Source organism: Microbacterium sp. 13-71-7 (genome assembly GCF_002257455.1).
GTDB lineage: Bacteria > Actinomycetota > Actinomycetes > Actinomycetales > Microbacteriaceae > Microbacterium.
Window position 1 is genome coordinate 1 of record NZ_NCKN01000110.1, and the last position, 13,382, is coordinate 13,382.

At 70.9% G+C, this 13,382-nt stretch carries 14 protein-coding genes and 1 pseudogene; 4 read left to right on the forward strand and 11 right to left on the reverse strand.

Annotated elements, in window-relative coordinates:
* The 6 genes and pseudogenes from B7X32_RS11730 to efeU all read right to left on the reverse strand — a co-directional run.
* Positions 1 to 252, reverse strand: a pseudogene (locus B7X32_RS11730) (FAD-linked oxidase); the annotation flags it as partial.
* 66 nt (positions 253 to 318) lie between these two features.
* Positions 319 to 963, reverse strand: a complete 645-nt coding sequence (locus B7X32_RS11735) for an FMN reductase (RefSeq protein ID WP_292719717.1) — start codon at positions 961 to 963, stop codon at positions 319 to 321.
* 1 nt (position 964) lies between these two features.
* Positions 965 to 2,179 (reverse strand): LLM class flavin-dependent oxidoreductase, encoded by a 1,215-nt coding sequence (locus tag B7X32_RS11740; RefSeq protein ID WP_292719747.1) that lies wholly within the window; start codon positions 2,177 to 2,179, stop codon positions 965 to 967.
* Between the two features lie 207 nt (positions 2,180 to 2,386).
* Positions 2,387 to 3,700, reverse strand: coding sequence for an iron uptake transporter deferrochelatase/peroxidase subunit (gene efeB / locus B7X32_RS11745; protein ID WP_292719719.1), 1,314 nt, complete (start codon positions 3,698 to 3,700; stop codon positions 2,387 to 2,389).
* A 1-nt stretch (position 3,701) separates the two neighbouring features.
* Positions 3,702 to 4,934 (reverse strand): iron uptake system protein EfeO, encoded by a 1,233-nt coding sequence (efeO, locus tag B7X32_RS11750; protein WP_292719721.1) that lies wholly within the window; start codon positions 4,932 to 4,934, stop codon positions 3,702 to 3,704.
* Positions 4,931 to 5,920 carry an iron uptake transporter permease EfeU gene (gene efeU / locus B7X32_RS11755; RefSeq protein WP_292719723.1) on the reverse strand — a complete coding sequence of 330 codons (990 nt, stop codon included), beginning with the start codon at positions 5,918 to 5,920 and terminating at the stop codon, positions 4,931 to 4,933. Before efeU ends, efeO begins: the two co-directional genes overlap by 4 nt.
* Before the next feature lie 165 nt (positions 5,921 to 6,085).
* Between efeU and B7X32_RS11760 the strand changes: the two genes are divergently transcribed.
* Positions 6,086 to 7,090: a 2-oxoglutarate and iron-dependent oxygenase domain-containing protein gene (locus B7X32_RS11760; RefSeq protein ID WP_292719725.1), complete on the forward strand. Its 1,005-nt coding sequence runs from the start codon at positions 6,086 to 6,088 to the stop codon at positions 7,088 to 7,090.
* Between the two features lie 115 nt (positions 7,091 to 7,205).
* Here B7X32_RS11760 and B7X32_RS11765 read toward each other — a convergent pair whose 3' ends face one another.
* The 4 genes from B7X32_RS11765 to rpsO all read right to left on the reverse strand — a co-directional run bounded on the left by B7X32_RS11765 (position 7,206) and on the right by rpsO (position 9,817).
* Positions 7,206 to 7,520, reverse strand: coding sequence for a transcriptional regulator (locus B7X32_RS11765; protein WP_292719727.1), 315 nt, complete (start codon positions 7,518 to 7,520; stop codon positions 7,206 to 7,208).
* A complete protein-coding gene (locus B7X32_RS11770; RefSeq protein ID WP_292719729.1) occupies positions 7,513 to 8,403 on the reverse strand; it encodes a hypothetical protein in 891 nt (296 codons plus the stop codon). The genes B7X32_RS11765 and B7X32_RS11770 overlap by 8 nt, the downstream gene beginning before the upstream one ends.
* Positions 8,396 to 9,286, reverse strand: coding sequence for a hypothetical protein (locus tag B7X32_RS11775; protein ID WP_292719731.1), 891 nt, complete (start codon positions 9,284 to 9,286; stop codon positions 8,396 to 8,398). Before B7X32_RS11775 ends, B7X32_RS11770 begins: the two co-directional genes overlap by 8 nt.
* 261 nt (positions 9,287 to 9,547) lie before the next feature.
* Positions 9,548 to 9,817, reverse strand: a complete 270-nt coding sequence (rpsO, locus tag B7X32_RS11780; RefSeq protein WP_018187174.1) for a 30S ribosomal protein S15 — start codon at positions 9,815 to 9,817, stop codon at positions 9,548 to 9,550.
* Positions 9,818 to 9,979: 162 nt separating this feature from the next.
* Between rpsO and B7X32_RS11785 the strand changes: the two genes are divergently transcribed.
* Complete coding sequence (locus B7X32_RS11785; RefSeq protein WP_292719739.1) at positions 9,980 to 11,266, forward strand: MFS transporter; 1,287 nt, start codon at positions 9,980 to 9,982, stop codon at positions 11,264 to 11,266.
* Between the two features lie 106 nt (positions 11,267 to 11,372).
* Here the strand turns inward: B7X32_RS11785 and B7X32_RS11790 are convergent, their stop codons facing one another.
* The gene (locus tag B7X32_RS11790) at positions 11,373 to 11,792 is read right to left on the reverse strand and encodes a carboxymuconolactone decarboxylase family protein (RefSeq protein ID WP_292719741.1); all 420 of its coding nucleotides are present in this window, start codon (positions 11,790 to 11,792) and stop codon (positions 11,373 to 11,375) included.
* A gap of 84 nt (positions 11,793 to 11,876) precedes the next feature.
* Here B7X32_RS11790 and B7X32_RS11795 point away from each other — a divergent pair, with 84 nt between their 5' ends.
* Together B7X32_RS11795 and B7X32_RS11800 are read left to right on the forward strand one after the other, a co-directional pair.
* Positions 11,877 to 12,743 carry a sigma-70 family RNA polymerase sigma factor gene (locus tag B7X32_RS11795; RefSeq protein ID WP_292719743.1) on the forward strand — a complete coding sequence of 289 codons (867 nt, stop codon included), beginning with the start codon at positions 11,877 to 11,879 and terminating at the stop codon, positions 12,741 to 12,743.
* A 64-nt stretch (positions 12,744 to 12,807) separates the two neighbouring features.
* The coding region (locus tag B7X32_RS11800) for a hypothetical protein (protein ID WP_292719745.1) at positions 12,808 to 13,382 on the forward strand (575 nt) is incomplete at its 3' end.

The window sequence follows — 13,382 nt, forward strand, 5'->3', positions numbered from 1 at the left end:
CACGGCCCCGGCCAGGTCGCCGGAGGCGCCGTGGCCGCTCGGCTGCACGGCGACCGGCGTTCCGGCCTCGCGCGCGGCCGACAGGATCAGGCGCAGATCGTCGAGACCGGCGGGCGCCGCGACCGCGGCGGGGAGCTGGTCGATCGCGAGGTTCCACGGGCGGCGGGCGGCGTCGAAGCCGTCGTCGGAGGGCAGCAGAAGGGTTCCGTCGAGCGTGCGGTCGAGGGCGTCGAATGCAGAGAGAAGGGGCATGACGCCACCATAGGATGCCCCACGGACATTCCCGGCGACGTCACGCCCCTGATGCGCGCGTCCTGTCTACTCCCCCGCGAGGCCGCCCAGCAGGTGCCCGAACGAGCGTCCTTCGCCGAGGTAGTTGCCCGGGTCGAAGGGGTCCTTGTCGGCCGCGGGCTCGCGCCGGGCCATCGCCTCGGCGAGCTCCCGCGCTCCGCGCTCGACCCTCGTGCTGAGCGGAGCCACCTCGTCGGCGTTCGCCCCCCAGTCGCTCGACGCCGCGAAGACGCCCGTGGGGACGGGCTCCGCGTGCAGGTAGGTGAACAGCGGCCGGATCGCGTAGTCGATCGCGAGCGAGTGCCGCGCGGTGCCGGCGTTCGCGCCGATCAGGACGGGCTTGCCCGTGAGCGCGTCCGGGTCGAGCACGTCGATGAACGACTTGAACAGGCCGGAGTAGCTCGTGGAGAAGATCGGCGTGACGGCGATCAGGCCGTCGGCGGAGACCACCGTGTTGATCGCCGAGTCCAGCGCCGGCGGCGCGAACCCCGTGAGCAGGTTGTTGGTGATGTCGTGCGCGAGGTCGCGCAGCTCGATCACGTCGACGCTGACCTCGGAGCCGAGCTCGGTGAGCCGGTGCGCGGTCTCCGCCGCGAGGCGGTCGGCGAGCATGCGCGTGGAGGACGGGTTGCTGAGCCCCGCGGAGATCACCGCGATGCGACGGGCGCCCATCTCAGTTCGCCCCCTTCGTGGCCGCAGCGCCGAACGACGAGCCGGCCGCGGCCGGAACCGCGCCGCCGTCCTGGTAGGGCGAGCCCGCGGTGAGGTTGTCGCCGCGGTTCGCGCCAGGGCGCGCCTCGCGCGACGGTCCGTCGCCGTACACTGCCTTGACGCGCGCGGCGTGGGTCGGCGCGTCCGGCACGGTGTCGGGACGGTTCTGCGCGAGCTCCTTGCGGAGCACCGGCACGACCTCGCCGCCGAGCAGGTCGATCTGCTCGAGCACGGTCTTCAGCGGCAGGCCGGCGTGGTCCATGAGGAACAGCTGGCGCTGGTAGTCGCCGTAGTGGTCGCGCATCGCGGCGTAGCGGTCGATGACCTGCTGCGGGGATCCGACCGTGAGCGGCGTCATCTCCGTGAAGTCCTCCATCGACGGGCCATGGCCGTAGACCGGGGCGTTGTCGAAGTACGGACGGAACTCGTTCACCGCGTCCTGCGAGTTCGGGCGGATGAACGCCTGACCGCCGAGGCCCACGATCGCCTGCTCCGCCGTGCCGTGCCCGTAGTGCGCGAAGCGCTGCCGGTACAGCTCGATCAGACGCTGGTAGTGCTCCTTCGGCCAGAAGATGTTGTTCGCGAAGAATCCGTCTCCGTAGTAGGCAGCCTGCTCGGCGATCTCGGGCGTGCGGATGGAGCCGTGCCACACGAAGGGCGCGATGCCGTCGAGGGGGCGCGGGGTCGAGGTGAAGCCCTGGAGCGAGGTGCGGAACTTGCCCTCCCAGTCGACGACGTCGTTCGTCCACAGCTCGTGCAGCAGCGCGTAGTTCTCGATCGCGAGCGGCAGGCCCTGACGGATGTCCTTGCCGAACCACGGGTAGACGGGGCCGGTGTTGCCGCGGCCCATCATGAGGTCCATGCGGCCGCCGGACACGTGCTGCAGCATCGCGTAGTCCTCGGCGATCTTCACCGGGTCGTTCGTAGTGATGAGCGTCGTGGAGGTCGAGACGATCAGGCGCTCGGTCTGCGCGGCGAGCGCGGCGAGGAACGTCGTCGGGCTGGACGACCAGAACGGCGGGTTGTGATGCTCCCCGATCGCGAAGACGTCGAGGCCGACCTCTTCCGCGTGCTTCGCGATCGTGAGGGTGTTCTGGATCCGCTCCCGCTCGCTCGGGGTCTCCCCCGTGACCGGGTTGCGGGTGATGTCGCTGACCGACATGAGGCCGAACTGCATGCCCGACCAGGTGCTCGACTCGCTCACTGCTGTCTCCTTCAGATTTCTATTCACTTGAATGTATCTGATGAAACGTGCTTCTCCCAGAAGTATTCCCGCGATCCTCGACATCGGCCAGGGGGATCCGCAGACACCGAACGCCCGCCCCCGCAGGGACGGGCGTTCCTCGACGGTCGGCCGCCGTAGGCCGGGTTCACCGCCCGCGGGTCAGGCGAAGAGCGCCGCGCCGACGTACGAGCCCTGCCGCGCGCCGGGCGGGATCGCCCAGATGCCGGATCCGATGTGCCTGATGTACTCGCTCATGAGGTCGGTCGACAGCCTCTTCTGCAGAGTGACGAACTGCTCCGGCGAGCGCTGGTACGACAGGAAGAACAGGCCCGCGTCGAGGCGGCCCAGCTCGTTGTTGCCGTCGACGTAGTTGTAGCCGCGGCGCAGGATGCGAATGCCCTCGTTGACCGTCGGGTGCGCGAGGCGCACGTGCGAGTGCTCGTCGATCGCCGAGCCGGAGAACACCGGCTCCGTCATCTCTCCGCCGCCGGAGAGGGGCGAGCCGCTACCCTTCGCGCGGCCGATGGTGCGATCCTGCTCGGCGAGGCGCAGCCGGTCCCAGGTCTCGACGAGCATCGCGATCTTGCGCGCGACGAGGTACGAGCCGCCGGCCATCCACGCTGGCTCGTCCTTCTCCCCCACCCAGACGTGCTCGGCGAGAGCCTGGGCGTCGTCGGCCAGGATGTTCGCCGTGCCGTCCTTGTAGCCGAAGAGGTTGCGCGGGGTCTGCTGGTCGGCGGCGGTGCGCGAGGTGCGCCCGAACCCGAGCTGCGACCAGCGCAGCCGCGCGCGGCCGAATGCGATCCGGCTGAGGTTGCGCACCGCGTGCACCGCGACCTGCGGGTCGTCGGCGCAGGCCTGGATGCAGAGGTCGCCGCCCGTGTAGCCGGCCTCGAGGGCATCGCCGACGAACGCCGGCAGATCGGCGAGCACGGACGGCCGCCGGTCCGCGATCCCGAACCGGTCGCCCTCCGCGAGGAAGAGCGACGGACCGAGCCCGAAGGTGATCGTGAGGCCCGCGGCCGTGAGCCCCTGCGCCTCTCCGGTGTCGTCCGGCGGCGCCTCAGGAGATCCCCCGACCGCGCCCGAGGCGCTGACGTCCAGCCCCTTCGTCAGCCGGGACGCCGCGTAGCTCCAGTCCTGCAGGAGCGAGACGAGGTCTTCGCGGCTCGCACGCGGCATCATGTCGAAGCTCGCGAAGTGCAGGTGCTCCTGCACGCGCGTGGTGATCCCGGCCTGGTGGGCGCCTTCGAAGGCGTACTCGTCCGCGGGAGCGGATCCGCCGAGTATCCCGGTCGCGGCGACGGCGGACGCGCCTCCGGCTCCGACGGCGATGCCGGCGACACCGCTGCCGAGCGCCCAGCCGATCAGGCCGCGCCGGCTGATGCCGGTGCGCGCATCGGCGGTCGACGACCCTTCCGGTGCCGCGTCGGCGGGCCGCTCGGATCCTTCTGCGGGCTCAGGGACCGTCATGTCAGCCGAGGATCGTGCTGGTGAGCTTCGAGAGCGGCTCGGCGAGCGCGTTCAGCAGGTCGGTGAGATCGCGCTTCTGGGTCTCGGTGACCGTGGAGTACGGCGAGAAGCCGTCCTTCAGCGAACCGTGCACCGCGAGCTCGGCCTCCAGCGCGGAGAAGCCGCGATCGATCTGCTCCACGAGCTTCTTGCCCTCGGCGCCCTTGCTCTCGCCGAATTCGCGCACGACGGAGAAGGCCATCTTGGATCCCTCGACGTTCGCCGCGAAATCGGAGAGGTCCGTGCCGGACCACCAGTCCTCCTCGCCCGTGATCTTGCCGTTGGCGACCTCGTCGAGGAGCGAGATGGATCCGTTGGAGATCCCCGCGATGCCCTTGGACTCGAGGTCCTTCACGAAGGTGTCGGAGTGGACGTGGTCGTACAGCTCCTGAAGGTCGGCGAGGAGCTTGTCCGCGAAGGTCGCGCGCTCGGCGGGCGTCGACGGCGCCCAGTCCAGGTTCGCCGGGGTGGCGCCGTCCGAGTTCATCGCACCGGCGGCCGGGGCCCACAGGTCCTTCTCGATGCGGTGGAAGCCGGTCCAGTCGATGCCCTCGGCCTTGGCGTCGAGTTCGCGGAAGTCCAGGCGCGGGTCGAGCGTGCCCAGCTGCTCCGCGATGGGCTCGATGCGCTCGTAGTACGCGCGCACGGTCGAGAACCGGGCCTTGGCGGCCGCGTCGTCGCCGCCGCGGTAGGCGTCCGCGAAGGTCTTCGCGGCCGGGAGCAGCTGGTCGACCTGGTCCTTCACGTACGAGGCGTACTGCGTGAGGGCCTTCTGCTTCTGCGCCGCGTCGCCTCCGGTCTCCGCGACCTTCTCGCCGCTGACGCTGAACGCGGTCTTGCCGACGCCGGCGCCGAGCATCCCCGGCTTGCACACGGTGAAGTACTTGCCCGGCTGCGCCACCACGGTGAGGGTGCGCGAGGCGCCGGGCGCCACGTTCTCCACCTCGCCGACGATGCGCACGCCGTCCTCGGCAAGCAGGTAGAACTCGGTCACGTCGTCACCCTTGTTGCTCACGTCGAAGGCGAGCGTGCCGCTCGTCGCGGTGCCGGCGGACACGGTGCACGCATCGGCCGTGGACGAGACGGTCAGACGTCCGGCGGCGGAGACGTCGGACTTGGCGACGCACCCTGTGAGGGCGAGGCCGAGGGCGGCGACGGCGCCGAGGACGGCGATCGGTCGGCGGGCGATGGTCATGAGGCTCCTTCAGGAGTGGGCGAGGCGGTCGACGCGGCACGGGTGGCCGCCGACTCGGTCGTGACGGGCATCGCGGAGGACGAGGAAGCGGGAACGGAGGAGGACGTCGGGCGCGGCGCCGGGCGGCGCAGCCCGCGCACGAACAGCGTGCCGACGATCGCGATGTACAGCACCCACGCGATCACCTGGAGCCAGCTCATCCGGGGCATGAAGCCGACCGTGGCCTGCAGCAGCACGGCGAGAGCGCTGTCCGGACGGATCACCGCGGTGACGTCGAACGCCCAGCCGAACGGCAGGCCGCCCCAGCCGACCAGCACGGATCCGGCGGCGTCGAGCGGCGCGGCCGCGGTGAAGGGCCCCGGCACGACCCCGGCCTCCTGCAGGTCGCTGAGCGCGTATGCGAGCACGCCGGCCGCGATGACGACGAGGAAGCCGCCCGTCCAGGTGAAGAAGCGGGAGAGGTCGAGCCTGACGGCGCCGCGGGCGAGCAGCCATCCGGCGAGCACGGCGACCACCAGGCCGAGTGCGGCGCCGAGGATCGCCGAGGGCGCGTCGCCGAAGGACTGCACCATCGACCAGAGCAGGAGCGTGGTCTCGACGCCCTCGCGGGCGACCGAGACGAAGCCGACCAGCACGAGCGCCCAGACGGTGCCGGCCTCGAGCGCGCGGTCGACGCCGCCCTGCAGCGTGGCCTTCATGGTGCGTCCGGCCTTGCGCATCCAGAAGATCATCCAGGTGACCATGCCGACCGTCACGAGGGACAGCGTGCCGCCGATGATCTCCTGCCCCTGGAAGGTGAGGGCGTAGGCGCCGAAGGTCAGCACGGCGCCGATCACGAGAGCCAGCAGGACGGCGGCGCCGACGCCGGTCCACAGCCGCGGCAGGACGTCCTTGCGATCGAGCCGCTTCAGGTAGGCGACGAGGATGCCGACGACGAGCGCGGCTTCGAGGCCTTCACGGAGGCCGATGAGGAAAGTGGCGAGCACGAGAAGCTGTTCCCTGGAGAGTTTGTGAGGTAAGGCATCCCTTACCTCACAGACTCTAGCATCCGCTCCCCCGCCCGCCCGACGCGGACCAGGCGGGCGGATCCGCCGAAGTAATCCTCGGCAACAAACGGCCGACCCCTGCGGCGCCCGGCCTAGCCTCGCCTCATGGCCGAACTGAACCTCCCGATCCTTGACCTGTCCCAGCTCGACGCAGGCCCGGAGGCCGCCGCCGCATTCCGCGACGATCTGCGCGCCGCCACCCATGACGTCGGCTTCTTCTACCTCACCGGCACCGGCGTCACACCGGAGCTCGAACGCCGCCTGCACCAGGCGGCGAAGGACTTCTTCGCGCTGCCCGAGGACGACAAGCTCGCGATCGAGAACGTCAAGAGCCCGCATTTCCGCGGCTACACCCGCATCGGCGGCGAGCGCACCCAGGGCGCGGTGGACTGGCGCGAGCAGATCGACATCGGGCCGGAGCGCGAGGCCGTCGCGGGCGGGGAGGCGTACAACCGCCTGATCGGGCCGAACCTCTGGCCCGACGCCCAGCCCGAGCTGCGCGAGGTCGTGGCCGAGTGGCACGCCCAGCTCTCCGGCGTGGCCCGCAAGCTGCTGCGGGCATGGGCGCTCGCGCTCGGCGCCGAGGAGACCTACTTCGAGCAGAACTTCGGCGACCCGTCGACCCTGATCAAGATCGTCCGCTATCCCGGCACCCACGAGCCCGAGCCGCAGCAGGGGGTCGGCGCCCACAAGGACTCCGGCGTGCTGACCCTGCTCTGGGTCGAGCCCGGCAAGGGCGGCCTGCAGGTGGAGCGCGATGGATCCTGGGTCGACGCTCCCCCGGTCGACGGCGCCTTCGTCGTCAACATCGGCGAGCTGCTCGAATACGCGACCGACGGCTACCTCAAGGCGACCAACCACCGGGTGGTCTCCCCGCAGGCGCCGGACGAGCGGATCTCGATCCCGTTCTTCTTCAACCCGGCGCTCGATGCGCGTCTGCCGCTCATCGACCTGCCGGCGGATCTGGCTGCGCAGGCACGCGGCGTCACGAAGGACCCCTCGAACCCGATCCACGCCCTCTACGGCGAGAACGCCCTGAAGTCGCGTCTGCGCGCACACCCCGACGTCGCGGCGATCCATCACGCGGATCTGGTCAGCGCCTCCGTCTGAGTCGCCGGCGGGCTGCCGCCGCGAGAAACCACTTCCTGCGTGAGACCCCGCGCCTGACGTGGTGCCTCACGCAGGATGTGGTTTCTCGCGCAGTCACTCGTTGAAGACTCGCGGCTCAGATCTCCGATCCGCCTCCGGCCACGATGTCCCTCAGCGCCTGCACGTGCGCTTCGAACGCCCGCGCGCCAGGTGCTGTGGCGCGCACCCAGGTGCGCGGACGAGTGCCGACCTGGCCCTTCCGGCTGACGACGTAGCCGGCCTCGGACAGCGCGGCGATCGCCTTGCTCACCGCGGAATCGTTCGCCTGCAGCACGTGCGCGAGCGTCGCGAAGTCCATCTCCACGCCGTCGCGCAGGGCCGCCATCATCGAGAAGCGGATCGCGCCCGCGAAGGTGTCGTCCAGGCGCATGCGCGGGTGCGGCTCAGCCATCGGGACCGGCCGGCCAGAGCGCTGCGACCACGAAGAACGCCAGGATCGCCCCCGCTGCGACGGCGCCGATCAGGCCGCCGAGCGGGGGATGCGCGAATGCGGGAATCGGTGCGACGCAGGTGATCACCACGGAGATCGCGAACGCCGTCCACTGAGGGGTGCGCCACGCAGCGCCGATCGCCGGCACCGCATTCAGGAAGCGCCCGAGTGCGGCGATCGCCACCGCGAGCAGCGCGGCGACCACGGACAGCCCTTGGTAGCCCCCGCCTGCGGCGAACAAGGGATTCACCGCGGCGATCAGCGCGAGCCCCACTCCGAAGCAGCCCGTGGTGATCCTCACGGCGGTGTTCATCTCGGCATGCTCAGCGACGGGGACGGGGGCCGCGTCACGGGCGCCCCGGCGCATCGCGCCCCACGCCCACAGCCCGGCCCCGAGACCGAGGAGTCCTCCGAACGCGACGAGAGCCGCCGGAGGGTCGCCACGCAGGAAGGTGATCACGAGCGCCAGCACGAAAGCCGCAGCGGCCGCACCGGTCAGCAGCTGATGCACGAGACGCGCCGCGCCTCGAAGCGCCTGGGCCGCGCGATAGCGCTCGCGGAGCCCCCGCTCGAGCCGACTCCACAGCAGCACGACCACGAGCAATGCCAGGGTGGGCAGCGACCGTGCGCTCACCGAGGGATCCCGCAAGAGCTGCGCGAGGAACCACGAGACGAAGGCGCCCGTCGGCACGATCGCGTCGAAGAAGAGGATCCGGCCGAGCCTGCGACGGTCGATCACCTCTTCGCGTCGCCCCTCGATGCCGGGCAGCGCGTCGAGCGCGGCCTGCGCCGCGCCCTGTCCCCGCGCCCCGTCGGCGTCGTCGATGCGGCGGTCCTCAGTCATCGCCGCGCTCCGGCAGCAGGCTGACGATCGCCGCCAGGACCAGGACGACGGCGCCGAGTGCGAGCCCTGTCACGAGGGCGATCCGGGGACCGGTGCTCACGAGGAGCACCATCGCGGCGACGGCGCACGCACCGAAGCCGAACATGCTCCACTGCGGGATCCGCCAGGTCTCGCCCAGATCCGCGCACCATCGCGTGAGCAGGGCGATGACGAAGAGGATCATGACCCCGCACATCCCGAGTGAGCTGACGGCGGATCCCCATCCCGGAACGGCCGCAGCCCCGCTGAGGGCGACGCTGATCGCGAGGCACGCACCCACCGCCATGGTTCCGACCCGAGCGGTGCGGGTGAACGGAGCAGGTGCCGGGGCGGGACGGGGAGGGGCGTCCCGCCCCTCGTACTGCAGAGACAGGCCGACCGACAGGCCGCCGGCGAGGAAGAGCAGTGACGGCACGGGAAGCCAGAACCATGAGAACGCCCCGGTGAGCCCATCGAGCAGCACGAGCCCGAGACCGAACGCGGCGCCCGCGAACACGAGGCCGTAGTACACCGCGGCGCGTGCGCCCCGCAGCACACGGCGCGCCCCGTACCGTTCCCGGACGGAGCGAGCCAGGAACGACCAGATGAGGAAGACGGCGAGCGCGGTCATCGGCGCGACGGGCGCATCGGGGCTCTGCCGATGCAGGCCCCCAGCGAGGAAGTAGGTGCCGATGAACAGCGCGGAAGCGATTCCCTCGACGATGTACAGGCGCCCGAGCCGCCGCGGATCCAGCACGTCCTCGGCACGCTGCCGGACGCCCGGCAGCACGTCCAGGTACGCCCGCGCGGTGGCCGCGTCCGGCTGCTCCAGGGGCTCCGCGCCCCGCATGGACTGCTGCTCCATCGATCCCCCCGAATCGTCGGTTCGCTTTCCTGCAGGAAAGCTCCTTTGACTTTCCTACAGGAAAGTCGATCGGGGATCAATGCCGGCCGCGAGAAACCACTTCCTGCGTGAGACACCGTGCCTGACGTGGTGTCTCACGCGGGATGTGGTTTCTCGCGGGGATCCGGGCCGCGCCCAGCCCCCCCGGACAAAGATCGAGGCCCGCCCCACACCGTGGGACGGGCCTCGCAAGAACGTTTTGCGCGATTGAACGCTGGCTGCTTAGCGGCGCAGTCCGAGACGCTCGATCAACGACCGGTAACGGTTGATGTCGACGTCCTGGAGGTAGCCGAGCAGACGACGGCGCTGACCGACGAGCAGGAACAGGCCACGACGCGAGTGGTGGTCGTGCTTGTGCTCCTTGAGGTGCTCGGTGAGGTCCTTGATGCGCTGCGTCAGCATTGCAACCTGCACCTCGGGGGATCCGGTGTCACCGGGGTGCGTCGCGTACTCTTCGATGATCGCCTTCTTGACGTCTGCTTCCAGTGCCATAGGTGATCCCCTTCCTCTTTGCTGCGCGGTGCCCGACGCCGAATGCGTGGGCTCTCTTTATCCGCGGCCGATCGAACGGCAACCGCACAAGTCTATCAGCACCGCGCATCCCCGTGCGCCGGGCCGGATCCCCGCCCCTCGGAGCGCCGATACGCTCGACGGGTGAGTCATCTGATCGACCTGAGCCCGTTCCGGCAGAGCCCGGCGTTCGCCCGAATGTGGATCGGATCCACGCTCAGCGGCATCGGCGGTCAGCTCACGGTCGTGACCGTCATGCTGCACGTGTTCGCGCTCACCCAGAGCACCTTCGCCGTCTCCATGATCGCCGTGGCGGGACTCGTGCCGATGATCCTGGCCGGCCTGTACGGCGGGATGCTCGCCGACGCCTTCGACCGCCGGCGGGTCGCGCTCATCGCCGCGATCATCACCTTCGCCGCGACCGCGCTGCTCGCGACGCTCACCTGGACGCACGCGGAGACCATCTGGTGGCTCTACGCGCTGAGCATGATCATCGCCGCGGCGAACTCGGTCGGAATGGCCACGCGCACCGCGATCGTCCCCCGGCTCCTCTCCCGGGACATGCTCGCCCCCGCTTCGGCGCTGAACGGCGTGGCCTTCGGCATGACGGTCATGGCGGGCCCGGCCCTCGCCGGGCTTCTCGTGGCGCTCACGGGCTACGGCTGGACGTACACGATCGACGTGATCCTCATGCTGTCGATGTTCCTCGGACTGTGGACGCTGCCGAAGCTGCTGCCGGAGGGCGAGATCGTGCGCCCTGGCCTCGCCTCCCTCGTCGACGGCTGGCGCTTCCTGCGCCGCGCCGGCAACATCCGGATGCAGTACGTCCTGGACATCTGCGCCATGACGTTCGGCCAGCCCCTCGCGCTCTTCCCCGCGCTCGGCACCGTGATCCTGGGCGGCGGCGCGGTGACCACGGGCCTGCTGACGGCGGCCGTCGCCGTCGGGACGTTCCTCTCGAGCCTGTTCTCGGGACGCATCGTGCACTACCGCTGGCACGGCCGCGGCATCGCCAGGGCCGTGCAGGCCTACGGCACGATGATCGCCCTGTTCGGCGTCGTCCTGGTGGTGGGTGCGATGCTCCCCGCCGGACACGCCACCGCGTCCTCGCCGAACGTGCTGCTGATCGTGCGCGCCTGCATCGCCCTGGCGTTCTCGGGCGCGGCCGACAACGTCAGCTCGATCTATCGCAACACCATGATGCAGGCCGCGGTCCCCGACACGATGCGCGGTCGCCTGCAGGGCGTGTTCATCATCGTGGTCGCAGGCGGACCGCGTCTCGGCGCCCTCTACGCCGGGGTGCTGGCCTCACTCACCGCGCTCTGGTTCCCGCCTCTGCTGGGCGGTCTGCTCGTGATCGCCCTCGTCGCGCTGTTCGTACGACTCAGCCCGCACTTCCGGGCGTACGACGCCGAGGATCCGCAGCCCTGACGCCTCGCCGAAGGCCGCGGATCCTGCGGACGTCAGCGCTGTCCGGCCGGTTGGCGGATCGCGACGTTGATGCGGTTCCACACGTTGATCGCGCTGATCGCCAGGATCAGGGCGGACAGCTGGCGCCGGTCGAACTGCGCCGACACCTCGTCCCAGAGCTCGTCGGGCACGGGGTCGACCCTGTCCGCGATGCGGGTGAGGGCCTCGGTGAGCGCCAGCGCCGCGCGCTCCCTCGCGGTGAAGAACGGGCCTCGCGCCAGGCCGCGACGCCGAACACCCGCTCATCTCCCGCTCCGTCCGCGCGCATCTCCTTGGAGTGCTCGATCGTGCACCAGCTGCAGCCGTTGATCTGGCTGGCCCGCAGGTGGACCATGTGCAGCAGTTCCTGCGGCAGATCGGTCGAGGCCGCCACCGCGCTCAGCCCGGAGATCGCGTCGAAGCCGCCCTCCAGCAGGAACGCGGGGTGCGGCATCCGCGCCTTGATCGCGACGGCGGCCGTGGTGTCGATGGTCTGGTCGATGGTCATGTCAGACTCTTCCCGTTCTTCTCGTCAGACGTCGCCCGATCCGGGCGGTCACTCTGATGACACGCGAGCCCGAGGAGATGTGACATGACGGACGAGGATTCTCTCGCCGCGCGCTTCGAGGAGCATCGACCGCGGCTGCGCCGGCTCGCCCAGCGCATGCTCGGATCCACCGCCGAGGCGGACGACGTCGTGCAGGACGTGTGGCTGCGGGTGTCCGCAGCCGGCGCCGAGGACGTGCAGAACTTCGGCGGCTGGCTGACCACGATCGCCTCCCGCGCCTGCCTGAACGTCCTGCGCTCCCGCGCCTCGCGGGGCGAGATCCCGCTCGACGACGACGGGACGGGGCCGGTCATCGAGGCGGAGGTGCGCGCGCCGGATCCCCTGGAGCAGGCGCAGCAGGCCGAGGCCGTCGGCGCCGCGCTCACGGTGGTGCACGAGCGCCTCTCCCCTGCCGAGCGCGTGGCGTTCGTGCTGCACGACTCGTTCGACGGGCCCTTCGAGCAGATCGCCGATCTGCTCGAGCGCTCCCCCGAGGCGGTGCGGCAGCTGGCCAGCCGCGCGCGCCGACGGGTGAGTTCGGCGGATGTCGCCGGCGCCAGGGCCGCCCGCGAACGGCGCCCGGTCGTCGATGCGTTCTTCGCGGCCGCCCGCGCGGGCGACTTCGACAGACTCGTGTCGCTCCTGTCCCCCGAGGTCGAGCTGCGTATCGAGCAGGGGCTGTCGGCGACCGCGCTCGTCCGCGGCGGCGCCGCCGTCGCCGGGCAGGCGCTCATGTTCGCGATCCCCGACGCGGTGCTCCGGCCCGTGCTCGTCGACGGCCTCCCCGGCGTCGTCGTCCTGGTGGGCGCGCGTGCCGTCTCGGTCATGGCGTTCGACGTGGACGGCGCGCGGATCGCCGCCATCGACGCGTTCGCCGGCCCCGCCGCGGTCGCCGCGCTGTCGCTGCCCTGACGGCGTCGGTCGCGGGTCGCTCGGCTGCCGCGGAAATGTCCGTGCCCCGGCGCAGACTGGCGGCATGAGCACCGCCACCCGCACCACGACACTGCCCCTCACCGGGGCCTACGACCTCCGCGAGGTCGCCCTCATGGGATTCGGCCATCGCGACGAGTCCGCCTTCGACGGGGTCATGCGGCTGGCGTTCTGCACCGACGCGCTCGATTCCCAGGTCGGCGTCGAGGTCCGCCAGCAGGACGACGCGCTCGCCCTGACCGTGCACGGTGAGGGCGATCTCGACGCGATCGCCGCACAGGTGGCCCGCGTCGTCTCGGCCGACCACGACGGCGATGCCTGGGCGGCGGTCTGCGCGGCGGATCCGGTCCTCGCCCGCGTGCACGAGGCCGCGCCGGGCTTCCGCCCCTCGAACTTCTACAGCCCCTACGAGGCGGCGGTGTGGGCCGTGCTGTCGGCGCGTCGCGCGCGGCGGCAGGCGATCGCGCTGCGACGGCGCCTGTCCGAGCAGCACGGCCGCGTCTTCGCGCTCGCCAGACGACCCGAGGCGGCCCTGCCGCTGCCCGAGCAGCTGCTCGGGCTCGAGGGCTTCCCCGGGCTGCCCGCCGACCGGATCCCGAGGCTGCACGCGATCGCACGAGC